This is a genomic window from Caballeronia sp. LZ043 (assembly GCF_031451075.1).
Classification (GTDB): Bacteria; Pseudomonadota; Gammaproteobacteria; order Burkholderiales; family Burkholderiaceae; genus Caballeronia.
Genome location: NZ_JARUXT010000003.1, coordinates 842610 through 865787 on the forward strand (window position 1 = coordinate 842610; position 23178 = coordinate 865787).

Consider the following 23178-nt stretch of genomic DNA (forward strand, 5'->3'; position numbering starts at 1 on the left):
GCAGTGACCGCGATCAGACCACCACGGCCTTCTCGATCACCACGTCGTCCGCCGGCACGTCCTGATGGAAACCCTTCGAGCCGGTCTTCACCTTCTTGATCTTGTCGACCACGTCCATGCCCTCGACCACGCGGCCGAACACGGTGTAGCCCCAGCCTTGCGGCGTCGGCGACGAGTGGTTCAGGAAGTCGTTGTCCTTCACGTTGATGAAGAACTGCGCGGTGGCCGAGTGCGGGTCGTTCGTGCGGGCCATCGCGACCGTGTAGTTGTCGTTCGAGAGGCCGTTGTTGGCTTCGTTGGTGATCGGCGCGTCGGTCGGCTTCTGCTTCATGCCCGGCTCGAAGCCGCCGCCCTGAATCATGAAGCCGTCGATCACGCGGTGGAACACGGTGTTGTCGTAGTGTCCCTTCTTCACGTAGTTGAGGAAGTTTTCCACCGACTTCGGCGCCTTCTCGGCGTCCAGTTCGATCTTGATGACGCCGTGGTTCGTATGCAGTTCGACCATGATTGTGTTCTCCAGTGTTCCAGTGTGTTGATTGGGGCCGTGGCGCGGCTTGAATCATGACGGCGCCACGGACGCGAAGGGCGTTGCGGATTACTGCGAGACCACGCTCGCCGATTCGATGACGGTCGGCTTCTGCGGCACGTCCTGCATCGGACCGCGCGTGGTGGTCGGGCTTCCTTCGATCTTCTTCACGACATCCATCCCGGCCACGACCTTGCCGAACACGGCATAGCCGTTGCCATCCGGGCTCGGGTAGTCGAGACCCGCATTATCGACCGTATTGATGAAGAACTGGGCCGTGGCCGAATTCGGGTCGCTGGTGCGCGCCATCGCGATGGTGCCCGTCAGGTTCTTCAGGCCGTTCTTGCTTTCGAGCGGGATCGGCGCGCGCGTCGGCTTCTCAGCAAAACTCGTGCTGAAGCCGCCGCCCTGGATCATGAAGCCCGGAATCACGCGATGAAAGATCGTGCCGCTGTATTGACCGGACTTCACGTAGCTCAGAAAGTTCGCGACGGTCTTCGGCGCCTTTTCCGGATACAGCTCGACCTTGATGTCGCCTTGCGTGGTCTTGAGGAGCACGGTGGGGTGCGCTGCCTGTGCGTTGGGCTGGGCGAACGACGGCGCGCTCGCGATCAGGGCAGCGCTCGAAAGCGCCAGCATCAGGAATTTCATGAAGGATCGATCCTCGTGTGGTGAATGCAATGCGTCAGCCGCGACAGCCGGTTTGCGAAGCGAGCGCGCCGGAAGCTTGCCGGAACCGCGCCGCGAGGCGACAGCTTACCGCGCGCCGCGCCGGATGCCGGACCGGCGCGTGACCGGCTTCGTCTGCTCAGTGTCGTGGCTCAGTGTCGTGGCTCAGTGCCGTGGCTCAGTGCCGTGTGCTCAAGGCCGCGTGCTCGGCGCGATGTAGGGCGTGCTCGGCAGCGGGCTGCTCGGGCCGCCGAAAGGCGAGTAATCGTCGGGCGAGGGCACCGTCGACGTCGCGCTGCTTCCCGAGGTTGTCCCTGAAGCGGGCGCCCATTCGTCCGCGCCGCGCGCCGCTGCCGCGCCCGAAGCGCCCGATGCCGCCGCGGCCTCTGCCCCGCGCTTGCGCGCCGGCGGCGTATAGATGTTCTGGATGGCCGCGATGCGCCGGGCCGTGAGCGGGCTCTTCGAGCCGAGCGTCTGCGCGCGCTTGTACGACTCGCTCGCGAGCCTCAGGTACAGATCGCCGAGATTGTCGTAGGCGAGCGCATAGCCGGGGTTGGCCTTCACCGCGGTTTCGAGCGCCACGCGCGCGTCGTCATAGCGGCCTTTCTTCGCATAGAGCGCGGCCAGGTTGTTGTACGGCTCCGGCAATTCGGGATAAGCCTGCGTGAGTTCGGTGAATGCGGCGATGGCGTCGTCGTCGCGGTTCAGGCGGGCGAGCACGGTGGCGCGCTTGAACTTCGCCTGGACGTCGCGCGGATGGCTCGCGATGCGCGCATCGAGTTGCGTGAGCGCCGCGCTCCAGTCCTTGTTTGCAATGGCCGAGTCGATTTGCGGCGTATCGTCGCGCGTGGCGGGTGAGGTCTGCGCGAACGCGGCGCCCGAGGCGCCGATGCAGAGCGCGAGCACGGCGAGCGAGCGCGCCGCGAATGCACTGAGGGTCCCGGGCAGGCGCCGGCGGGAAAGTGGCGAAGACATGCGCGCTGAGCGATGAGTCACTTGGGATCGATTCAATGATTGATGCTGCGAAGGATGCCGGAAAGCGGCGAAAGCGTGCAACGAAAAAACCGGCGGCAGCTTCGGCGCACGGACCGTGACGGAGCCTGAAACAATCCCTTCGGCGGATGCTTCGAACGGGCTTTGCGCCCGGCCCGGAACGCGCCTTGCAAGGCCCGCTGTCCGGCCGCCTGGGGTTTTCATAGGCTCAAGTCCCGGTGTTATACTCCGACCCATTCTAACAAAAGGTCTGCACGTCCCGCGCACGCGTCTTGCCTCTTGTCTCCGGGTTCGTTCCCGCGAGCAGTGCATGCGGCGCCGAATCCAGACTTTCCTTTGCCACTCGTGGCCGTGTCCGTCCAGGTCGCATGACCGTCGTGTTCGCGCTCGCGGGTGGGTCTCGTCGCTCCCCGAACACGCCGCATCCGTGCACGCCGCTTTTACCCGGCACACGGTGGTTTCCGTTCTACGTTTTGCCATCTATGAACTCGCTGCGCATCTACAACACGCTCGCCCGTGACAAGCAAACCTTCACGCCGCTTCGCGCCGGCGAGGTGCGCATGTATGTCTGCGGAATGACGGTGTATGACTACTGTCACATCGGACACGCGCGCGTGATGGTGGTGTTCGACATCGTGCAGCGCTGGCTGCGCGCGCTCGGCTACAAGGTCACGTACGTGCAGAACATCACGGACATCGACGACAAGATCATTCGGCGCGCCGTGGAGAACAACGAGCCCATCAAGGCGCTCACGCATCGCTTCATCGAGGCCATGCATGAAGACGCGGCGGCGCTCGGCGTCGCGCGTCCGGACCTCGAGCCGCGCGCGACCGACTACATTCCGCAGATGCTCGGCATGATCGATGCATTGCAGTCGAACGGCTATGCGTACCAGGCGAAGGACGGCGACGTGAACTTCGCGGTGCGCAAGTTCGCCGACTACGGCAAGCTGTCCGGCAAGTCAATCGAAGACCTGCGCGCCGGCGAGCGCGTCGCCGCGAACGATGCGAAGGAAGACCCGCTCGACTTCGTGCTGTGGAAGCAGGCAAAGGCGGACGAACCCGCCGATTCCGGCTGGGACTCGCGCTGGGGCCGCGGCCGTCCGGGCTGGCACATCGAATGTTCGGCGATGGGCTGCACGCTGCTCGGCGACCAGTTCGACATCCACGGCGGCGGTCAGGACCTGCAGTTCCCGCATCACGAGAACGAGATTGCGCAGAGCGAAGGCGCGACGGGCAAGACCTTCGTGAACTACTGGATGCACAACGGCTACGTGCAGATCGATAACGAGAAGATGTCGAAGTCGCTCGGCAACTTCTTCACGATCCGCGAAGTGCTGAAGAAATTCGACGCCGAAGTGGTGCGCTTCTTTATTGCACGGGCACACTATCGTTCGCCGCTGAACTACAGCGACGTGCACATCGACGACGCCCGCAACGGACTCACGAGGCTGTATACGGCGTTGAAGGATGTCGAGCCGGACGATCAGCCACTTGACTGGAACGAGCCGAACGCGCAGCGTTTCCAGTCAGCAATGAACGATGACTTCAACACGCCGCTGGCGGTATCCGTGCTGTTCGATCTCGCGAGCCAGGTGAACCGCTCGCGCGATGCGGCGTCCGCGCGTCAACTGAAGGGTCTCGCCGGCGTGCTCGGCCTGCTCGTGCGCGAGCCGCGGGTGTTCCTGCAGCAGGCCGCGGGGACCGGCGAGGCGCCGGGACTGACGCCGCAGGAGATCGAAGCGAAGATCGCCGGGCGCGTCGCCGCCAAGCAGGCGAAGAACTATGCCGAAGCAGACCGGATTCGCGCTGAATTGCTCGAAGCCGGTATTGCCCTTGAAGACAAACCGGGTGGGTCGACCGAATGGCGCCGCGTCTGAACGCGGACCTTCGAACCCTCTGATCGACTCACCAGGCAGGAGGCACGATGGCAACGGCCAGGAAGACGCCGGTCAAACGACCCGCGTCTGTTAGCGACACGCCGCGCGCAATGAAGCGCACGCGCGTCGCGCGAACGGAAACACACGTGGAAGGTCAGGCTGCAGCGGACACGCGAAAGATCGACGGCGCGGGCGCGGTGAACGGCCGCAAGAGCGCCCTCAAGCGCGCGGACGGCGGCAAGCCAACTATCGATGTGACGCGCGCCGCGAAGACCGCACGCCCGAATGGCGCCTCAGCTAACGCGCGCGCTGCGAAGACCAACGGCCGCGCCGCGGACGATGCGCACGCGCAGGCGCTCGTGCCGGATGCGCGCGAGGGCGAGATCGTCCGCAAGTCGCACGTCGTCACCGCCGACGCGGTGAAACCGGTGCAGATCGGCGGTCTCACGCGCGAAGCCGTGCGTCCCGACTACTGGGATCGCGCGTGTGCGGATCTGATGAAGCGCGACCGCATTCTCAAGAAACTGATCCCGAAGTTCGGCGAGATTCATCTCGTGAATCTGGGCGATCCGTTCTCGACGCTCGCCCGTTCCGTCGCGGGCCAGCAGATCTCGACGAAAGCCGCGCAGGCCATCTGGGAACGCGTGAAGACCGCGTGTCCGGAGATTCATCCCGCGCGCTTCATCCGGCTCGGCCATGACAAGTTGCAGGCGTGCGGCCTGTCGCGGCGCAAGGCCGAATACATTCTCGATCTCGCGCAACATTTCGAGAACGGCGCGCTGCACGTCGACGCATGGACCTCGATGGACGACGAAGCCGTGATCGCCGAGCTCACGCAGATTCGCGGCATCGGCCGCTGGACGGCGGAGATGTTCCTGATCTTCAACCTGTCGCGCCCGGACGTGCTGCCGCTCGACGACCTCGGCCTGATCCAGGCGATCAGCGTCAACTATTTCAGCGGCGAACCGGTCACGCGCAGCGAGGCGCGCGAAGTGGCGGCCAACTGGGAGCCGTGGCGCACGGTCGCGACCTGGTACATGTGGCGCAGCCTCAATCCGATTCCGGCCGATCACTAGACCCGACGCAAGCTACGACTCAAGGACGCGCGCAGGGGCGTGCGTGGCAGGCGCGCAAGGGCGGACTATCGTTGCTTTATAATCGATAGTTCCCGCGCGAATTTTAGAGGGACGGACGCGGTTAGAATACGCGCTGCCCGATGTTTCCCAGGACTCGAACACATGAAGACCACGTTTCTGGATTTCGAGCAGCCGATCGCTGAACTCGAAGCGAAGATCGAAGAACTCCGCTTCGTTCAGGACGATTCCGCTGTCGATATTTCGGAAGAAATCGAGCGGCTGTCGAAGAAGAGCCAGCAGCTCACGAAGGATCTCTACCAGAACCTGTCGCCCTGGCAGGTGTCGCAAATCGCGCGTCATCCGCAGCGTCCGTACACGCTGGACTATGTCAGCGAGCTGTTCACCGACTTCCACGAACTGCATGGCGACCGCGCTTTCGCGGACGATCTCGCGATCGTCGGCGGCTTCGTGCGTTTCAATGGCCAGCCGTGCATGGTGATCGGCCATCAGAAGGGCCGCGACACGAAGGAGCGCGCGCTGCGCAACTTCGGCATGCCGCGTCCGGAAGGCTATCGCAAGGCCGAGCGCCTGATGCGCACGGCCGAGAAGTTCAATCTGCCCATCTTCACCTTCGTCGATACGCCGGGCGCGTATCCGGGCATCGGCGCGGAAGAGCGTGGCCAGTCGGAAGCCATCGGCCGCAATCTGTATGTGATGGCCGAACTCAAGACGCCGATCATCACCACGATCATCGGCGAGGGCGGTTCGGGCGGCGCGCTGGCCGTGGCCGTCGCGGACGTCGTCATGATGCTGCAGTTCTCCACCTATTCGGTGATCTCGCCGGAAGGCTGCGCGTCAATTCTCTGGAAGAGCGCGGCCAAGGCGCCGGAAGCGGCCGAGGCGCTCGGTCTCACCGCGCATCGCCTGAAGGCGCTCGGTCTGATCGACAAGATCATCAACGAACCGCTCGGCGGCGCGCATCGCGATCCGAAGGGCATGGCCGCGCTGCTGCGCCGCGGACTCGCCGATGCGCTGCGCCAGTTCCAGGGCATGAGCGCGAGCGAACTGCGCGAACGCCGCTTCGACAAGCTGATGGCCTACGGCAAGTTCAAGGAAACGATCCCGGGCGCGTAAACGGCCCGAGGCATCCTTCCACCGCGCTGTTCATCTCTCACTCACGAATCCATCGTGACTTCCGACCGTGACACACCCGCCGGCCGCCTCGTCATCGAGGCGGTGCGCGCGGCGGTCGCGGACGCAGCGCTTCCCGAGCATTCCCTCCTTGCCGTCGCGCTCAGCGGCGGGCTCGATTCCACCGTGCTTCTCGATGTCGCCGTGCGCTGCTTCGGCGCGGCGCGCATGGTCGCGTTCCATGTGCATCACGGGCTGAGCCTGAATGCCGATGCATGGGACACGCATTGCGAGCGCTTCGCGGCGTCACTCGGCGTGACCTATGCGGCGCGCCGCGTCGAGGTCGCGCGCGCGGGCGGCGAAAGCCTGGAGGCAGCCGCGCGCGATGCCCGTTATCGCGCGCTGGACGCCCTGTGCGACGAACACGGCGCGGCTGCGCTGCTGATCGCCCATCATGCCGACGACCAGGCCGAAACGGTGCTGCTGCAATTGTTGCGCGGTGCGGGCGTCGCGGGTCTCGCGGCGATGGCACCGCACGCGGATGGCGCCGTCGCGCGTCTGCGGCCGCTGCTGCGGCTGTTGCGCGCGCAACTCGAACAGTACGCACACGAGCGCGACCTGAGCTGGATCGACGACGAATCCAACGCCGACACGCGCTACGCTCGCAACGCGCTGCGGCACGACGTGCTGCCGGTGCTCGCGGTGCATTTTCCGGGCTTTCGCGATGCGCTCGCGCGCACGGCGTCGCATGCGGCGTCCGCGCAGCGCTTGCTGGATCAACTGGCGCGCATCGATCTTGCGCAGGCCGAGCATGACGGCGAGCCGGATGCGCTCAGGCTCGACGCCTTGCTCGCGCTCGAACCCGAGCGCGCGATCAACCTGATGCGGCACTGGATCCGCGCGTGCGGGTTGCAGGCGGCATCGACGGCGCGCCTCGCCGACATGCTGCGCCAGCTGCGCGATACCGCCGCCGCGCGCGACGGTCATGCGCTGCGGATCGATCACGCGGGTCACTGCCTGCGGGCGTATCGGAATGCGCTGTTCTGGGAAGCGGGCGACAGCGCCGATGCCCCCGATCTCGACGCCGGCGCCGGCGCACCGAAAACCGCTGTGGAATGGCAATGGCAGGGCGAGGAAGTCTGGCGCCTGCCGCAATGGCGCGGTTCGTTCGTGTTCGAGCCGGCCGCTACTTCCGACGGCGACACGGTGGGCGAGGGCGTGCTGCGCGCCGCGCCGCTCGTCGCGCGCTCGCGGGCAGGCGGCGAGCGCATGCGCGTGGCGGTCGAAGCGCCGAGCCGCACGCTCAAGAACCTGTTCCAGGAGCGCGGCGTGCCGGCCTGGAAGCGCGAGGTGCCGCTGCTGTTCATCGGCGAGGCGCTGTTGTTTGTGCCGCACCTCGGCGTGAATCGCGAGGCGGCGCCGGCCGCGGCGCACGGGCCGCTGCGGCGCATCGTCTGGCGGCCGGATCTGCTGCTGGCTTGAGGAAGCCGCGCCGAAACCGGTAAAAGCGTCCGCGCCGCCGCTTCGGCTTGTAATTTCAGCCTCGATCGGGTACGGTAACTCGTTTTCGCCCAGCGTGTTTTTGCGCGGCAACGCCGTTCAAAAGACCCGAATTCGTCCGCAACCACGCACCCGTGCGCGCCGCAACCTGATCGCAACCTGATCCAGACGAGTCGGCGGGCAGGCGGCAGCGCCCCCCGCATCGAGCCGGCTTCACCACCCTCCGAAGTCTCGCGAAGCACCGTGGCGCGCGTATCGAGCGCTCTCGCGTTGGCGCGTGAAGCGCGGTTTTCCCTTCAGTTCAAGAACGACAATGGCACTCATCGTACACAAATACGGCGGCACTTCGATGGGCTCGGTCGAGCGCATCAAGAACGTCGCCAAGCGCGTCGCCAAATGGCATCGGGCCGGCCACAAGATGGTCGTCGTGCCCTCGGCGATGTCCGGCGAAACCAATCGCCTGCTCGGTCTCGCGCGGGACATCAAGGCGGACCCGGACCCGCGCGAACTCGACATGATTGCCTCCACCGGCGAACAGGTGAGCGTCGGGCTGCTCGCCATCGCGCTGCATGCCGAAGGCCTCGAAGCCGTGAGTTATGCCGGCTGGCAAGTGCCGATCAGGACCGACAGCGCGTTCACGAAAGCGCGCATCAGCGAAATCGACGGTGAGCGCGTGCTCAAGGATCTCGATGCCGGCAAGGTCGTCGTCATCACGGGCTTCCAGGGTGTGGATCCCGAAGGCCATATCGCGACGCTGGGCCGCGGCGGTTCGGATACGTCGGCGGTGGCGATCGCGGCGGCCATGAAAGCCGACGAGTGCCTGATCTATACCGACGTCGACGGCGTCTATACAACCGACCCGCGCGTGGTCGAAGAGGCGCGCCGGCTCGACCGCGTGACCTTCGAGGAAATGCTGGAAATGGCGAGCCTCGGCTCGAAGGTGCTGCAGATCCGCTCGGTGGAGTTCGCCGGCAAGTATCAGGTGAAGACGCGCGTGCTCTCCAGCCTGACCGATCCGCTGATGCCGCTCGACACCGAGATGCACTCCGGCACCCTGATCACTTTTGAAGAAGACGAGAACATGGAAAAAGCAGTCATCTCCGGCATCGCGTTCCAGCGCGACGAAGCGCGCATCGCGGTCATGGGCGTGCCCGACAAGCCGGGCGTCGCGTATCAGATCCTGGGACCGGTCGCCGATGCGAACATCGACATCGACATGATCATCCAGAACCAGAGCGTGAACGGCAAGACCGACTTCACGTTCACGGTCGGCCGCGGCGACTATGCGCGTGCGCTCGAGATCCTGAACGGCCAGGTCAAGGGTCACGTGCAGGCGGAAACCGTGCTGGGCGACCCGAAGGTGTCGAAGGTGTCGGTGGTCGGCGTCGGCATGCGTTCGCATGTGGGCATCGCGAGCACGATGTTCCGCACGCTGTCGGAAGAGGGCATCAACATCCAGATGATCTCGACCTCGGAAATCAAGATCTCGGTGCTGATCGACGAGAAATACACCGAACTCGCCGTGCGCGCGCTGCACAAGGCGTTCGAGCTGGATCGGGCGTAAGTGCGAGGATGACAGGCGTGTGAAGGCTCGCGGGCTTGTCTGGTGCAGCACCGGGTCATGCATGGCGATTTAAAAAAATCATCATGCGAATTTGACCGGCGTGAGCAGACACGCTATTATCTTGATCTCGTTGCGCTGCACTCCCGGCGTAACGGAAAGTTTGGGAGACGTGGCCGAGAGGTCGAAGGCACTCCCCTGCTAAGGGAGCATCTGGGCCAAAACCTGGATCGAGGGTTCGAATCCCTCCGTCTCCGCCAGTGATGGCGGAAAAAGCCCCGCAAGGTTAAAAGCTTGCGGGGCTTTTTGTTTGGGTCTTCGGGCAAGAGCGGGTGTTGATCAAGATTCCGAAGTGATCGCCGATGGCATCGCATCGGCTCCGCCCGATCTTACTTCCCCGATGCCAGCCGCTCCTGAATATGCTTCGCCCGCGCCGGCGAAGAAGGATGCGAAGCAAGCAGGCTCGACTTGCCGCCGTCGATCGACGCCAGCTTCTGGAACGCCGTCACCAGTCCCGCCGGGCTGTAACCCTTGTTCTTCTGCGTATCGAACGAGTAATCATCGGCGGCGCTTTCCTGCGACTGCGAGAACTGCGCGTTGACGAACTTCTCGGTCAGATCGCCGAGTTGCGATCCGGAAATACTGGCGATCATCCCCGACCCCGACGACGCCACCGAGCGCGCCGCCGACGTCGCGAACGCCACCTGCATCGCGCGCTTCGTGTGGCCCAGCGCGACATGTCCCATTTCGTGGCCGACCACGCCGCGTACCTCGTCGTCGTTCATCAGGTCCATGAGGCCGCTGTAGACGCGCACGCAGCCGTTCGCCATGGCCCAGGCATTGACGTCCTTCGTCATGTAGACCTTGTAGTTCACCGGCACGCCATTGATGTTGTTGCCAAGCTGCGTAGCGATCTTGTTGAGGCGCTGCGTGTACGGACTGTTTGCCGGCGCAATCTGGTTTTCCTTGTCCATCTGCGCGCAGGACTTGTCCGACAGCGTGCGCACGTCGCTGTCGTTCAGCATCAGCGCCTGCGATGCGAGCTGTCCCGACTGGGCAAGGGAGTTCGGATCGAAACTGCTCATTCCGCTGCACGAAGCGAGCAGAACGGTAGCGGACGCGGCGGACGCTACAGCGCCCAGGCGAAAGAACGTCATCGTGGTCTTCTCTCAGGTTTCGGATGGCAGATTGCGGTTCGTCCGGGTCGCAGCGAGCGAATCGATCAAATGGACGAGATGGAATGCTCGAGGGAGATCGACTCGTCGATCCGTCGAAAATTCCAAAACTTTTACAAAACCTGACGATTTGAAGACAGGGGCGTGTCAGTCCTGTTGCTGACGGCACGCGGCGCGGACGCGCGCGGCGGCGCTGGAGACCGATCCCGCCTCCATCGCGATCGATGCCGCGTCGGGCAGCGCGTCGGCCGCGAGCGACGTGAGCGTGCGGCCCGGCGGCATTTCGACGAACACGCTCATGCCGAGTTCGGACAGCGCGACGGTCGAGTCGTGCCAGCGCACCGGATAGCGCAGATTGGTGGCGAGGTCATCGCGGATCGCATCGGCGCTGCGCAGCACACGCGCGCCGCGATTGCCGACATAGGGAATGCGCGGTGCATCGAAGCGCACCGTGCGCGCCGCTTCGATGAGGCGAACAGATGCGTCCTCCATCAGCACGCAATGCGACGGCACGCTGACCGCAAGACGCTCCGCCTTGCGCGCGCCGCGCGACAGCACGAGGTCACGGATCGTCGCGAGCGCATCGTCGCTGCCTGACAGCACGATCTGGCGCGGCGCGTTCAGATTGCCGATCCACACCGCCGCGCCGCTTTCGGCGATCGCGCGCGTCATCTCGCGCTCGTTCAGGCCGAGCACCGCGAGCATGCCGTAACCGTGCGGACAGGCGTTCTCCATCAGTTGCGCGCGCAGTTGCACGAGCCTGAGTGCGGCGGCGAACTCGACTGCGCCCGCCACGACCGCCGCGCCGTATGCGCCGACCGAAAGGCCCGCTACCGCGTGCGGCGCGATGCCTTCGTCAGCGAGCGCGCGTGCCGCCGCCACGCCCGCGATCACGAGCGTCACCTGTACCGCGACGGTGGAGGCGAGCGAGGTTGCAGTGTCGAGCGTGAGCACATCGACGCCAAGCGCTTCGGACGCTTCGTCGAGCGTCTTGCGAATGGCCGGATGCGGATCCGCGCCGCCGAGCCGGTGCAGGAAGTCCGGCGTCTGCGCACCTTGTCCGGGAAACAGATACGCGATCATGACGCGGCCCAAGGATCGTCGACGAGACGCGGGCCTGCGGCGTGACGCAACATCACACGCAGTTGCGGGCGCGCGTATTCGGCGAGCGAGAACGCGGCTTCAGGCGTTTCGATCTGCACGTCGATGCGCGTGCCATAGCGCTGCGCTGCCTGCGAAAGCGCATCGAAGAGCGCGGACGCGTCGTCGCGCGGCAGCGGCGTATCGGCGCGCAGGATGAGATCGAGATCGCTCGCCGGCGTGATGGCCGGCACACCGCTCGCGAGTTCGAAACCCGCGCTGCCGGCCGGTCCCCAGCGCAGCGCGCGATCATCGAGCATGCCGGCGATGCCGCGCATCAGCGTGAACGCAGGAAGCGCGCGCCGCGCGGGTTCGGGTTCGCACGTCCGCAAGTCTTCAGGTGTGAACTTCGCCTCGATCCAGCCAACGTCCAGCCACGTGCCAAAGCGCTCTCCGCGCACGCTGCCGCGCACGCCCACCGCCAGCTTTCCCCCGAGCGGAGGCGCGCGCCGCACCACGACGAACGGCGCGCGCGCAAGCGCCGCCGCGACCCAGCCGGGCGCGCCTTCAAACGGCGGCGCGTCCGGCGTGAGCCGCAGCAAGTCGTGCGGACGCGGCGCGTGCTTCATCACGCGTGCCACTGCTCGCGCATGCGGCGACGCACCTCGATGGACGCCGCGCGCGTGCGCTGCGCATCGGCGGAGGCGAGCCGGTTCGACAGGTCGCGCGGTCCATCCCGCGCATCCCGCACCGCCGCCGCGAGCGACGCCTGCACGCGCGCGATGTCGGCGGAAGAGGGCGCATCGGCATCGATGCCTTCGAGCAATTCGTGCAGCAAGCCGAGCCTGGCGTAGGCACTCATCTTGTAGGACATCGGCAACACGGTGTCGCCTAGCGCGTCGAGGCTCTCGACGCTGCGCCGGGTGACGCGCGCCGCCGCTTCCTTGCCCATCGCATGCACGGCGGTGCCGGGCGCGTCGAGCGCGACGATGCGGTTGGCCTGATAGCCGTGCGCGAGATATGCGCCCGACATCGCCGGACCGACGATCAGCGCAATCACCGGATGTCCGGCGAGCCGCGCGCTCGCGTAGGCATCGGCGGCGGCCGCGCAGGCGAGATGGATGCCCAGCAGTTCCTCGCGGCGTCCGTAGGCCTGGCTCTTGACATCGACCACGGCGACGATCGGGCGCTTCACGGGCGCGTCGCGATCGGCATGGATGAGCGCGCGCACCGCACGCGCGAGCAGCCAGCCCTGTTCGAGGCCGACGACGTTGTCGGTTGCGCGCGGGAAGCGGTTCTGCGGATCGGGCACGACCGCGATGAAGGTGGCGCGCGCATCGTCGAGACGGCCTTCGCGGACGCGCACCGGACCGCTTTGGTCAGGCGCTGCGGATTCGGCGAGCGCGTCGAGCCAGCGCGCGCCGCGTGAGTAGACGTCGGTCATGATGTGCCCCACAGTTGACGCAAGGTATCGGGATCGATGGCGTCCGGATTCACTTCGGCCAGCCGCGCGAGATAGCCGTCGACGGCCTCGCTGCGATGCTGTTGCGGCACGCCGCGTTCGAACGCCGCGAGCACAGCCGCGCGCACTTCGCCGGCGTCGTCCTCGACCAGCGTATCCGCGAGTCCCGCCGCCACGCGTTGCTCGCCGCCGATCATCGACCAGATGAGGCGGCGGTCACTCGAATCGAGTTCCTCTATGCCCGCTTCCTGCTCGATGACTTCCGGCCCGTTCATGCCGAGCCGCGCCTGCCGCGTCATCACGAGTTCGGTGCAGAGCGCGGCCGCGAGCGACATGCCGCCGAAGCAGCCCACCATGCCGCCGATCACGCCGACCACCGGCACATGACGCCTGAGCGCGACGATCGCCGCATGAATCTCGGCGATGACCGCGAGCCCGAGGTTTGCTTCCTGCAAGCGCACGCCGCCGGTCTCGAACAGCACGACCGGGCGCACCGGCCGTCCCGCTTCGAATTCGCTCGCCGCCATTTCGAGCGCGGCCGCGATCTTCGCGCCCGACACTTCGCCGATGCTGCCGCCCTGGAACGCGGGTTCGATCGCGGCGATCACGGCCGGTTCGCCGCCGAGCAAGCCGCGGGCGATCACCACACCGTCATCGGCCTGACAGACGATGTCCTGCATCGCGAGCCAAGGTGATTCGAGCCGGTCGAACGGACCGAGCAGTTCGCGGAAGCTGCCCGGGTCGAGCAGCGCGCGGGCGCGGTCGCGCGCGCCCATTTCGATGAAGCTGTGGCGCGCAAGGAAGGTGTCGTGGGCATTCATGGCGCGTCTCCTTCGCTCGCTTCCACCGCTTCGTTGAGGCGCAGCATCACGACGCCGGGCGTCGCGCCGAAGTCGTTCAGTTCGATCTTCGCCGCGCCGTCGTAACGCTGGAAGAAGCGGTCGAGCACGCTCTTCCACACATGTCCGTAACCATCGACGCTCGTGCGGATCAAGACTTCCGCCTGCATCGATTCTGAAGGCGACAACAGCACTTCCAGATCGCCCGAGCCGACCACGCCCACGTGCGCGCGGCGCGCGACGGGCCGTGTGGCGGGATATTCGTATCGCATGTTTTCCATCGTTCGTTCCTCTTTACGCTTCGATGCGCGTCAATCGAGACGCCTGAGACTGTCGAGAAAGAGTGTCGCCGCGAGCAGGTCGGCGGCGCCGCCGGGCGATGCATTCAGCGCCACCAGCGCGTCGTCGAGTTGCGCGAGCGCGGCGCGGCCTTCATCGGTGCCGGCGCCGCCGCGTGCGATCACGATGCGCGCGCCGTCCTGCGCCGCCGTGAGCGCGCGCCGGCCGCCGCGATGCAGCAGGCAGGTGTCGTCGAGCGACGCGATGATCGCGATCAGCGCATCGAGTTGCGCGTCGGTCTCGCAGCAACCGCGTGCGCGCGCGGCATCGAGCGCCGGCAGGCCGATCAGCCGTGCATGCGGAAAGCCGTCGCAGGCTTCGCCGCGCGCGCCGGCCACCTGATACCGCGAACTCGCGCGCGCGCCGTGACTCGCCGACGCCGACGGCGGCGCATAGCGGTCCTCGTGACACGCGATGTCCGCCGCGGCTGCGCAGATCGCCGCGCTGTCGTGCGGTGCATGCAAGGCCGCGCCCGCGCACAGCAAGCCGACGATCCAGATCGCGCCGCGATGCGCGTTGCTGCCGCCGGTGGCATTCATCATCGCGATTTCACCTTCGCGGCCGATGCGCGCCAGTTGCTCGCGCAGCGCCTGCGACGGCCGCGCCCGCGATGCCGCGCGTGCAATCGCGAGAAAGGTCGGGTGCAGTGCAGCGGCGGAACGCAGCATCGTGTCCAGATCGAGATCGCGATGTGCGCCGCTGCCGCGTTGATCGACGAGTGCGGGCTTAGGCGTCAGTCGCGCCTCGGCGATCAGCGCAGCGCGCGCGTGAGCGGCGATGACCGCCGGTTCGAGTGCAAGCTCGCGCGCTTCTTCATGCAGCAGGGGCAGGGCGTTCATCGCGCTCACCAGCTGCGAAAGCGCGCGGGCGGCGCATACAGACCGCCCGACCACGCGACGAGATCGTCGATGCTGCGCGCCGCCAGCAGCGAGCGCTTCGCTTCGCCGCGCCGCACGCCGAGATCCTCCGGATACGCAACGATGCCGCGCCGTCTCAGCTCGGCCGTCTTCGTGGGATCGGCGCGCATGCCGATGGGCGTCACGCCCGCGACCGCCGCAAGCGCCGCGCGTCGTTCATCGAAACCTTCGGCTGCGTGCAGATACGCGATGCCTTCCTCGGTAACGACGTGCGTGACATCGTCGCCGTAGATCATCACGGGCGCGATGGGCATGCCGCTCTTCGCCCCGACCGCGATGGCATCCAGCGACTCGACGATGGTCGGCTCGCCGCCTTTCTTGTAAGTCTCGGCGGTCTGCACGACGAGCTTGTGGCCGCGCGCGATCTGCGGATTCGGGCCGTCGTTCTTCAGCAGCTTGAGCCAGGCTTCGCTCGAATGGCGCCGGCCGCGCGGATCGTGTCCCATGTTCGGCGCGCCGCCGAAGCCCGCCAGGCGGCCGAGCGTGACGGTGGAGGAATTGGCGTCGGCGTCCATCTGCAAGGTCGAGCCGATGAACAGGTCCACGCCATACTGGCCCGCGAGCTGGCAGAACACGCGGTTCGAACGCAGGCTGCCGTCGCGGCCAGTGAAGAATACGTCCGGGCGCGCCGCTATGTAATCCTCCATGCCCACTTCGCTGCCGAAGCAATGCACGCTCTGCACCCAGCCGGATTCGATCGCGGGGATCAGCGTCGGATGCGGGTTGAGCGCCCAGTGCGTGCAGATCTTGCCCTTCAGGCCGAGCGCTTCCCCATAAGTGGGCAGCAGCAGTTCGATCGCCGCGGTATCGAAGCCGATGCCGTGATTGAGCGCCGTCACGCCGTAGCGGTCGTAGATGCCGCGGATCGACATCATCGCCATCAGGATCTGCAATTCGCCGATATGACGCGGATCGCGCGTGAAGAGCGGCTCCACGGCAAAGGGCCGGTCCGCCTGCACGACGACATCCACCCACGAACCGGGAATATCGACGCGCGGCAGTTCATCGACGATTTCGTTCACCTGCGCCACCACGATGCCGTGCCGGAACGCGGCGGCCTCGACGATGGTCGGGGTGTCCTCGGTGTTCGCGCCCGTGTAGAGATTGCCGTGGCGGTCGGCCTGCACCGCGCACACCAGCGCGACCTGCGGCGTGAGGTCGATGAACATGCGCGCGTACAGCTCGATGTACGTATAGATCGCGCCGATCTCCAGCATGCCGTCCTCGAGCAATTGCGCCACGCGCAGGCTTTGCGGTCCGGCGAAGGCGAAGTCCACCTTGTGCGCGATGCCTTGCTCGAACAGCGCGAGATGTTCCGGACGGCTGATGCTCGAAATCAGGAGATGGATGTCGTGCACGCGCGCCGGGTCCAGTTTTGCAAAGGCGCGCGACAGGAAATCCGCCTGCTTCTGGTTGTTGCCTTCCAGCGCCACGCGGTCGCCGGTCACGATCAGCGCGCCCAGCGCATCGACGATATGCGCCGGATCGAGCACCGCGCCGTCCAGCCAGGGCTCGATCAGTTTCAGGCGACGCGCCTTTTCCTGCGCGCGCGTGTTCCAGTTGCGGCTGTCGCGGGGAGCGTCAGCGGGGAGGGACGAATTCATCGGTCGGCCTTCGGAGTGAGCGTTCGGGAAGAGGCGCGGCGCTTTTTCTTCTTGTGGCTCAAGTGAGCGAGCGCTTGCGCATCGGCGAGAAAGCGGTAGATCAGGTCGCCCGTCGCGAGCAGATGGCGCGCGACCAGCGTCTGCGCCTGTTCGGTATCGCGGGCGGCGAGCGCGGCGAAGATCGCGCGATGTTCGGCATCCGACGCGTCCTTGTGGATCGGCAAGCCGAGCTTCAGGCGCAAGTAGCGTTCGCCGCGCCGGTGCATCTGCCCGATCAGCTCCATCAGGCGCGGCCGGTTGGCGGGCGCGTACAGGCTCATGTGGAACTGCTCGTTGCGCACCACGTAGAGCGCCGGGTCGGGCTCGCGTTCGGCGGCCTCCAGCAGACGCTGCGCTTCGGCCAGCGTCTCGGGCGTGTGATGTTCGATGGCAATGCCGATCGCCAGACTCTCCAGCGACGCCCTTATCTCATAGATCTCGCGCGCCTCGTCGGCGGATTGCAGGCTGACGGCCGCGCCGCGATTCGGCTCGATGGTCACCCAGCCCTCGCTTTCGAGCTGGCGGAACGCTTCGCGCACGGGAATTGCACTGACCGAGAACTGCCGCGCGATGGCGTCCTGACGCAGCGGTTCGCCCGGCAGCAACGCACCCTCGACGATGGCCGAACGCAGCGCATCCGCAATGTAGCGCGACGTGCTCTGGCGCGGTTCGAACTGCGCATCGCGGAACGACGCGGCAGGCTGGGAGCTTCCGGAAGCAGCGAGGTCGTTGGGCATGGCTAGGTGAAAGTGCGGACTTGTCGGAGGTCGATGTTCAAATATTATATATAAAAACGCGCACCGGTCTTCGGTGCTTTCCCTAGACGCCATAACAAGATTGCAAGATTGCGAAAGCGCGCGTCGTTCATCCTCGCTTGAGTTTCATCGGAGAGACATGGCCATGCCGACTACGCTGGATCGTGAGATAGGCGCCACGCGCGCCGCGAAGACACCGCTCAACCGTTCGCAGATCACGGGCTTCTGGGGCGCCTGGGCCGGCTGGACGCTCGACGGCATGGACTCGTTCATCTATGCGCTCGTGCTCGCGCCCGCGCTCACCGAACTGCTGCCGCGCTCGGGCTATGCCGCGACGCCGGCGAACGTCGGTCTCGCAGGCTCGATCCTGTTCGCGCTGTTCCTGGTGGGATGGGGACTGTCGTTCATCTGGGGGCCGCTCGCGGATCGCTTCGGACGCACCAAGGTGCTTGCCGCGACCATCTTCACGTTCGCGATCTTCACCGGGCTCGCCGCGACCGCGCACAACGTGTGGGAACTCGGCATCTATCGCTTCTTCGCGGGCGTGGGGATCGGCGGGGAGTGGGCGCTTGCCGGCACGTATGTCGCCGAGGCCTGGCCGGAAGATCGCCGCAAGATGGGCGCGGGCTATCTGCAAACCGGCTATTACGCGGGCTTCTTCCTCGCGGCGGCGCTGAACTATACGATCGGCGCGGCGTTCGGCTGGCGCGCGATGTTCCTGGTCGGCCTGTTCCCGGTGGTGATCTCGATCCTCGTGTTGCTGCGCGTGAAGGAAACCGACAAGTGGCAACACGCCGAAACGGCCCAGCCGCATGTGAAGCACGAGAGTTCGTTGAAGGCGATCTTCAACGCGCAGTACCGCAAGCGCACGATCGTCGCGGCGGTGCTGCTCACGGTGGCGATCATCGGCTTGTGGGCGGGCGCGGTGTATGAGCCGTCGGCGGTCATCCAGCTGGCGACGAAGGCCGGCATGGACAAACATGACGCGGCGCGCATGGCATCGATCGCGACGGGGCTGCTCTCCATCGGCACTATCGTCGGCTGTCTCGCGCTGCCGCCGATGGCCGAGAAGATCGGCCGCCGCAAGACGCTCGCGGTGTATTTCATCGGCATGGCGGCATCGATTGCGCTGGCCTTCGGCTGGGCGTTCTATCTGCCGAACGGACTGGTGCCGTTCATTGCGCTGCTGGTCGTGCTGGGCTTCTTCGGCGGCAATTTCGCGCTGTTTTCGCTGTGGCTGCCGGAGCAGTTCGAAACCCGCGTGCGGGCGACCGCCTTTGCGTTCTGCACATCGGTCGGACGCTTCATCGGCGCGATCGTCAACTTCGGCATTGGTGCGATGGTGCTCAACATGAAGACGCTCGGCGTGCCGATCGCGCTGACCGGCATCGTCTTCCTTGTCGGACTCGCCGTCATTCCGTTCGCGCCGGAAACAAAAGGGCAGGAACTGCCGAACTGAGAGAGCCGCGCTTCTGTGTCGAACGGCGGCCTGCCGATGCAGGGCCGCCGTTTTTTTCATCCCGCGCGCGTTTTTTCTTTCGTAAGGTTTTCGGCGGTAATAGGAGGTTACCAAGTCGAACACTTGCGTCGGCATCCGTCCGATATAGTCCGGTCAACACTACAAACAACCCGTCGAGGTGGGCTTCACATGAACAAGGTTTTGAAGGCTTCCGCGCTGGCCGGCGCCGTGTTGATCGGTGGCGTGACGTTGTCCGGCGCAGCCATGGCAGGGGTGTCCGTGGGCGTGAACATCGGGGTGCCCGCGCCTGTCTATGTCGCACCCGCGCCGGTCTATGCGCCGCCGCCGCCGCCGGTGGTCTACGCGCCGCCTCCGCCGCCCGTGTATGCGCAGCCGGCCATCGTGATCGGCTGGCATGGCGACCGTTACTGGGATGGCCGCCGCTACTGGAATCGCGACGATTACTACCGCAACCACGGGCATGGATACGGCCACGGCTATGACCATGGCCATCACGGCTGGCACTGACCGGCTGGCCGGTCCCCGAGGAAGCCACCCCGCGCGGGTGGCTTTTTCATTTCTGTCAATGCCCGAAAGGGGGAAACGCTGTCAGTTGTTTGTTTGAAAGCAATTTTCACCCACGTGCAATGTAACAAAAGGTAAGCTTTCTCCTGACATTACGCCGGGACGCGCAACAACTTACAAAGCTGAAATATTGCATCGAAAGCCTTCCGTTATATTTCCCGGCAAGCGAACAAGCACAACAGCGAGGTCCGTTTGCACATGAAGATCAACTCGAAAACATTCTGGACGGGCGTGATGGCCGTCGCGGCCGTCGGCCTGATGAGCACGCATGCCGCGCGCGCGGATGTGCATGTCGGCGTGAACGTCGGCATTCCGGCGCCGGTGTATGTCGCGCCCACGCCGGTGTACGCGCCGCCGCCGCCTCCGGTCGTGTATCGGCCCGCTCCCGTGTATGCGCCGCCCGTGGTGATCGGCTGGCACGGCAGCCGCTACTGGGACGGCCGTCGCTACTGGAGCCGCAACGATTACTACCGCCATCATGGGCATGGCCGCGGGCCGCATCGTGGTCCGCCGCCGGGACATGGCTACGGACATGGGCACGGACATGGCGGGCCGCACGGACGGCATTAACATTAAGGCAGGTCGGACAGGCCACGGCCGTCCAAACAAAAAGCGCCGCCCGAATCTCCGGGCGGCGCTTTCGTTTGTACGGCACGCGTTGCGAGGGGAGCGCGTTACTCCGCGTCGGCGCCCATGCCGCCTACTACTGCATGGAAGCCCGCATCGACGTGCACGACTTCCGCGCTCACGCCCGCCGACAAATCCGACAGCAGGAATGCCGCGACATTGCCCACTTGCTCGGTCGTGACATTGCGCTTGAGCGGCGCATTTTCTTCGACGAAGTTCAGGATCTTGCCGAAGCCCTTGATGCCGCTTGCAGCGAGCGTCTTGATCGGGCCGGCCGAAATGGCGTTCACGCGCACGCCCTTGCCGCCGAGCGACGGCGACGCCGCCATGTAGCGCACGCTCGCTTCGAGCGAGGCCTTCGCGAGACCCATCGTGTTGTAGTTCGGCAGCGCGCGCTCGGCGCCGAGGTACGACAGCGTGAGCAGCGACGAGCCGTCTTTCAGCAGCGGCAGCGCGGCCTTGGCGAGCGCCGGGAAGCTGTACGCGGAGATGTCGTGCGCGACGCGGAAGTTCTCGCGCGTGATGCCGTCGAGGAAGTCGCCGGCGATGGCCTCGCGCGGTGCAAAGCCGATGGAGTGCACGAGACCGTCGAGCGAGTCCCAGCGTTCCTTGAGCGCGCCGAACAGCGCGTCGATTTGCGCGTCGTCGCCGACGTCGCACGGGTAGATCATGTCGCTGCCGAACTCGGCGGCGAATTCAGTGATGCGCTCCTTGAAGCGCTCGCCGACGTAGGTGAACGCGAGTTCGGCGCCTTCGCGCTTGCAGGCCTCGGCGATGCCGTAGGCAATCGACCGGTTCGACAGCAGGCCTGTGAGCAGAATCCGTTTTCCAGCGAGAAAGCCCATGAATGCTCCTTCTATGAAGTCAGTGTCGCGCGGGCGGGCAGGCAGGGCCGCGCGCAGTCGCCGGCGGGCAGCCTTCGGGAGGACCCGATAAGGCAGGCCGGACGGCGCGTGATTTTGGGTAGAATTCTCTCACATCGCAACGCCCCGCCGAGGATTCCTGCGCCTGCGCGGAGTCGTCGGGCAGAGCGTTCAACTCCATCATCCATCGCGCCCAGAGACAACCCAGGCACATGACGACTCGCCCGACGATCCGCTCATCCAGCGTCTCACGCCTGGTTCTATCCGGGTGGCTGGCCGGATCGATTGCACTGGCGGCGAGTCCGGCCTTCGCGGTGCATGCCATCGCGCAATATGGCGAGCCCAAATATCCGGCGGGCTTCACGCATTTCGACTACGTCAACCCCGACGCCCCGCGCGACGGCACGCTGGTGCTCGCCAATCCGAACCGCCTGACGAGCTTCGACAAGTTCAATCCGTTCACGCTGCGCGGCAATCCCGCGCCGGGTCTGTCGCTGATGTTCGAAAGCCTGACAACAGGCAGTTCCGATGAAGTCGCGACCGCCTACGGCCTGCTCGCCGACGACATCTCGGTGGCGCCCGACGGCATGTCGACCACCTTCCACATCAATCCGAAGGCGCGCTTCTCGAACGGCGATCCGGTCACCGCCGAAGACGTCAAGTTCTCGTTCGAGACGCTGAAGAGCCCACTGGCCGCGCCGCAGTTCGCGGTGTATTTCGGGCAGATCGCGCGCGCGGTGATCGTCGATCCATTGACCATCCGCTTCGAGTTCAAGGCCGCGACGCGCGAAATGCCGCTGCTCGCGGGCGGCATTCCGGTGTTCTCGCGCAAGTGGGCGATGAAGCCCGACGGCACGCGCGTTCCGTTCGACCAGATCGCGTTCCAGAAGCCGATCGGCAGCGGCCCGTATCTGATCGACCATTACGACAACGGCCGCACCATCTCGTACCGGCGCAATCCGGACTACTGGGGCGCGGCGCTGCCGGTGCGGGTCGGCACGAACAACTTCGCGCACATCGACTACAAGCTCTACGGCGATCCCACCGCGCGCCTCGAAGCCTTCAAGGCCGGCGAGTACGACGTGCTGGTCGAGTACATCGCGCGCAGCTGGGTGCGGCGCGACATCGGCAAGCGCTTCGACAACGGCGAACTGATCAAGCGCGAATTCCCGCAGCACAACGGCACCGGCATGCAAGGCTTCTTCATGAACACGCGCCGGCCGCTGTTCAAGGACGTGCGCGTGCGTCAGGCGCTGGATCTCGCGCTCGACTTCGAATGGCTCAACCGGCAGCTGTTCTTCAACCAGTACCGGCGCATCGACAGCTTCTTCGTCAACACGGACCTGCAGGCGAAGGGCCTGCCGAGCGAAGGCGAGCTCGCCATCCTGAATCCGTTGAAGGCGCAACTGGACCCGTCGGTGTTCGGCCCGATGCCGCGCCAGCCGGACACCGATCCGCCCGGTTCGCTGCGCGCCAATCTGATCAAGGCGCGCGAGCTGCTGGCGCAGGCGGGCTGGACCTATCGCGACGGCGCGCTGCGCAACGCGAAAGGCGAGCCCTTCGTCTTCGAGATCCTCGACGATACCGGCGGCGGCGCGTCGATGGAGCCGGTCGCGGCCGCGTTCGGGCGCAATCTGCAGAAGCTCGGCATCACGATGAACTTCCGCACCGTGGATTACGCGCTGATCCAGAAGCGCCTCGATGCCTTTGACTTCGACATGACGAGCGTGCGCATGCCCGACGTGCAGGTGCCGGGCACGGAACAGGTGTCGCGCTTCGGCCGCCAGTCGGCGAACGAGCAGGGTTCGGACAATCTGGCGGGCGTGAAGTCGCCGGCCGTCGATGTCATCCTGCAGAAGGTGGTGTCCGCGCAGACGCGCGAGCAGCTGGTCGACGCCACCCACGCGCTCGATCGCGTGCTGATGAACGGCTACTATGTGGTGCCGCACTGGTACTCGGCGACGCATCGCGTGGCGTATCGCAACACGCTGGCGTATCCGTCGACCTTGCCGCTGTACTACAGCGCCGAGGAATGGATCATCTCGACGTGGTGGGCGCAGCACGCGCCCGCGGCGCCAACCCAATAGCCGATTTAGCC

Annotated in this window: 22 protein-coding genes and 1 tRNA gene; 10 read left to right on the plus strand and 13 right to left on the minus strand. The window is 65.7% G+C overall.

Annotated features, from left to right (window positions below):
- Positions 1-13: 13 nt before the first annotated feature.
- The 3 genes from QCE64_RS23975 to QCE64_RS23985 form a co-directional block, all read right to left on the minus strand.
- On the minus strand, positions 14-505 hold the full coding sequence (locus QCE64_RS23975) for a peptidylprolyl isomerase (protein ID WP_309916972.1): 492 nt from the start codon (positions 503-505) through the stop codon (positions 14-16).
- A gap of 90 nt (positions 506-595) precedes the next feature.
- Positions 596-1177, minus strand: coding sequence for a peptidylprolyl isomerase (locus tag QCE64_RS23980; protein WP_309916969.1), 582 nt, complete (start codon positions 1175-1177; stop codon positions 596-598).
- A gap of 210 nt (positions 1178-1387) precedes the next feature.
- On the minus strand, positions 1388-2170 hold the full coding sequence (locus tag QCE64_RS23985; protein WP_309930351.1) for a tetratricopeptide repeat protein: 783 nt from the start codon (positions 2168-2170) through the stop codon (positions 1388-1390).
- A gap of 500 nt (positions 2171-2670) precedes the next feature.
- On the opposite strand from QCE64_RS23985, the gene cysS reads away from it, so the two are divergent.
- The 6 genes from cysS (at position 2671) to QCE64_RS24015 (ending at position 9596) form a co-directional block, all read left to right on the plus strand.
- On the plus strand, positions 2671-4068 hold the full coding sequence (gene cysS, locus QCE64_RS23990; RefSeq protein ID WP_309916963.1) for a cysteine--tRNA ligase: 1398 nt from the start codon (positions 2671-2673) through the stop codon (positions 4066-4068).
- Between the two features lie 47 nt (positions 4069-4115).
- The gene (locus tag QCE64_RS23995; protein ID WP_309916960.1) at positions 4116-5144 is read left to right on the plus strand and encodes a DNA-3-methyladenine glycosylase; all 1029 of its coding nucleotides are present in this window, start codon (positions 4116-4118) and stop codon (positions 5142-5144) included.
- A 162-nt stretch (positions 5145-5306) separates the two neighbouring features.
- Positions 5307-6278, plus strand: a complete 972-nt coding sequence (locus tag QCE64_RS24000; protein ID WP_310006571.1) for an acetyl-CoA carboxylase carboxyltransferase subunit alpha — start codon at positions 5307-5309, stop codon at positions 6276-6278.
- A 54-nt stretch (positions 6279-6332) separates the two neighbouring features.
- Positions 6333-7757 (plus strand): tRNA lysidine(34) synthetase TilS, encoded by a 1425-nt coding sequence (gene tilS, locus QCE64_RS24005; protein ID WP_310006573.1) that lies wholly within the window; start codon positions 6333-6335, stop codon positions 7755-7757.
- Between the two features lie 331 nt (positions 7758-8088).
- Positions 8089-9339, plus strand: coding sequence for an aspartate kinase (locus QCE64_RS24010; RefSeq protein ID WP_309808778.1), 1251 nt, complete (start codon positions 8089-8091; stop codon positions 9337-9339).
- A 163-nt stretch (positions 9340-9502) separates the two neighbouring features.
- A tRNA-Ser gene (locus QCE64_RS24015) sits at positions 9503-9596 on the plus strand.
- 129 nt (positions 9597-9725) lie between these two features.
- On the opposite strand, the gene QCE64_RS24020 is transcribed toward QCE64_RS24015, so the two are convergent.
- From QCE64_RS24020 to QCE64_RS24060, 9 genes are all read right to left on the minus strand, one after another.
- The gene (locus QCE64_RS24020) at positions 9726-10493 is read right to left on the minus strand and encodes a M48 family metallopeptidase (RefSeq protein ID WP_309916950.1); all 768 of its coding nucleotides are present in this window, start codon (positions 10491-10493) and stop codon (positions 9726-9728) included.
- A 165-nt stretch (positions 10494-10658) separates the two neighbouring features.
- Positions 10659-11594, minus strand: coding sequence for a malonate decarboxylase subunit epsilon (gene mdcH / locus QCE64_RS24025; RefSeq protein ID WP_310006576.1), 936 nt, complete (start codon positions 11592-11594; stop codon positions 10659-10661).
- Positions 11591-12220 (minus strand): malonate decarboxylase holo-ACP synthase, encoded by a 630-nt coding sequence (locus tag QCE64_RS24030; protein WP_310007351.1) that lies wholly within the window; start codon positions 12218-12220, stop codon positions 11591-11593. Before QCE64_RS24030 ends, mdcH begins: the two co-directional genes overlap by 4 nt.
- Entirely contained in the window at positions 12220-13035 is an 816-nt protein-coding gene (mdcE, locus tag QCE64_RS24035; protein ID WP_310006578.1) for a biotin-independent malonate decarboxylase subunit gamma, read from the minus strand. The genes QCE64_RS24030 and mdcE overlap by 1 nt, the downstream gene beginning before the upstream one ends.
- Positions 13032-13874, minus strand: coding sequence for a biotin-independent malonate decarboxylase subunit beta (locus QCE64_RS24040; RefSeq protein WP_309916942.1), 843 nt, complete (start codon positions 13872-13874; stop codon positions 13032-13034). The genes mdcE and QCE64_RS24040 overlap by 4 nt, the downstream gene beginning before the upstream one ends.
- Positions 13871-14173 (minus strand): malonate decarboxylase subunit delta, encoded by a 303-nt coding sequence (locus QCE64_RS24045; protein WP_310006580.1) that lies wholly within the window; start codon positions 14171-14173, stop codon positions 13871-13873. Before QCE64_RS24045 ends, QCE64_RS24040 begins: the two co-directional genes overlap by 4 nt.
- A 30-nt stretch (positions 14174-14203) precedes the next feature.
- Positions 14204-15070: a triphosphoribosyl-dephospho-CoA synthase gene (locus QCE64_RS24050; RefSeq protein ID WP_309916936.1), complete on the minus strand. Its 867-nt coding sequence runs from the start codon at positions 15068-15070 to the stop codon at positions 14204-14206.
- A 5-nt stretch (positions 15071-15075) separates the two neighbouring features.
- Positions 15076-16752 (minus strand): malonate decarboxylase subunit alpha, encoded by a 1677-nt coding sequence (gene mdcA / locus QCE64_RS24055; protein WP_310006582.1) that lies wholly within the window; start codon positions 16750-16752, stop codon positions 15076-15078.
- Positions 16749-17528 (minus strand): GntR family transcriptional regulator, encoded by a 780-nt coding sequence (locus tag QCE64_RS24060; protein WP_309916930.1) that lies wholly within the window; start codon positions 17526-17528, stop codon positions 16749-16751. The genes mdcA and QCE64_RS24060 overlap by 4 nt, the downstream gene beginning before the upstream one ends.
- Positions 17529-17691: 163 nt before the next feature.
- Between QCE64_RS24060 and QCE64_RS24065 the strand changes: the two genes are divergently transcribed.
- The 3 genes from QCE64_RS24065 to QCE64_RS24075 all read left to right on the plus strand — a co-directional run bounded on the left by QCE64_RS24065 (position 17692) and on the right by QCE64_RS24075 (position 20160).
- Positions 17692-19005 (plus strand): MFS transporter, encoded by a 1314-nt coding sequence (locus tag QCE64_RS24065; protein WP_309919758.1) that lies wholly within the window; start codon positions 17692-17694, stop codon positions 19003-19005.
- A gap of 189 nt (positions 19006-19194) precedes the next feature.
- The gene (locus QCE64_RS24070; RefSeq protein ID WP_310006585.1) at positions 19195-19533 is read left to right on the plus strand and encodes a hypothetical protein; all 339 of its coding nucleotides are present in this window, start codon (positions 19195-19197) and stop codon (positions 19531-19533) included.
- A 255-nt stretch (positions 19534-19788) separates the two neighbouring features.
- On the plus strand, positions 19789-20160 hold the full coding sequence (locus QCE64_RS24075) for a hypothetical protein (protein ID WP_309916924.1): 372 nt from the start codon (positions 19789-19791) through the stop codon (positions 20158-20160).
- A gap of 104 nt (positions 20161-20264) precedes the next feature.
- Here QCE64_RS24075 and fabI read toward each other — a convergent pair whose 3' ends face one another.
- Positions 20265-21062, minus strand: a complete 798-nt coding sequence (gene fabI / locus QCE64_RS24080) for an enoyl-ACP reductase FabI (protein ID WP_309808755.1) — start codon at positions 21060-21062, stop codon at positions 20265-20267.
- Positions 21063-21292: 230 nt separating this feature from the next.
- Here fabI and QCE64_RS24085 point away from each other — a divergent pair, with 230 nt between their 5' ends.
- Positions 21293-23167, plus strand: coding sequence for an extracellular solute-binding protein (locus tag QCE64_RS24085; RefSeq protein ID WP_310006588.1), 1875 nt, complete (start codon positions 21293-21295; stop codon positions 23165-23167).
- Positions 23168-23178 lie beyond the last annotated feature (11 nt).